Below are 447 nucleotides of genomic sequence, written 5' to 3'. Positions count from 1 at the left end.
GTGGCGTCCCCTAGGGGACTCGAACCCCTGTTACCGCCGTGAAAGGGCGGTGTCCTAGGCCACTAGACGAAGGGGACGTAACCTTCGTGCCGATCCGCTTACGCGAACCGCGGCAAATTGGTGGAGCTAAGCGGGATCGAACCGCTGACCTCCTGCATGCCATGCAGGCGCTCTCCCAGCTGAGCTATAGCCCCGAAACAAAAGGCTCATCAGTAATCGACGAGCCTTTAAATCCCTGCAAAACGCAGGAAAAGTGGCGTCCCCTAGGGGACTCGAACCCCTGTTACCGCCGTGAAAGGGCGGTGTCCTAGGCCACTAGACGAAGGGGACGTAACCTTCGTGCCGATCCGCTTACGCGAACCGCGGCAAATTGGTGGAGCTAAGCGGGATCGAACCGCTGACCTCCTGCATGCCATGCAGGCGCTCTCCCAGCTGAGCTATAGCCCC

Annotated in this window: 4 tRNA genes; all 4 read right to left on the bottom strand. The window is 60.2% G+C overall.

Features of this window, described 5'->3' with window-relative positions:
- Position 1: 1 nt before the first annotated feature.
- The 4 genes from MJ643_RS30495 to MJ643_RS30480 all read right to left on the bottom strand — a co-directional run bounded on the left by MJ643_RS30495 (position 2) and on the right by MJ643_RS30480 (position 447).
- Positions 2-77: transfer RNA gene (locus tag MJ643_RS30495), tRNA-Glu, on the bottom strand.
- A 41-nt stretch (positions 78-118) separates the two neighbouring features.
- Positions 119-194: transfer RNA gene (locus tag MJ643_RS30490), tRNA-Ala, on the bottom strand.
- Positions 195-254: 60 nt separating this feature from the next.
- A tRNA-Glu gene (locus tag MJ643_RS30485) sits at positions 255-330 on the bottom strand.
- Positions 331-371: 41 nt separating this feature from the next.
- Positions 372-447 (bottom strand) — tRNA-Ala (locus tag MJ643_RS30480).

The organism is Pseudomonas sp. PNPG3, from assembly GCF_023093815.1.
In the GTDB taxonomy this organism is placed as follows: Bacteria; Pseudomonadota; Gammaproteobacteria; order Pseudomonadales; family Pseudomonadaceae; genus Aquipseudomonas; species Aquipseudomonas asiatica.
Note: the sequence above shows the minus strand (reverse complement) of the source record. Positions and strands in the feature narration are given on the sequence as shown.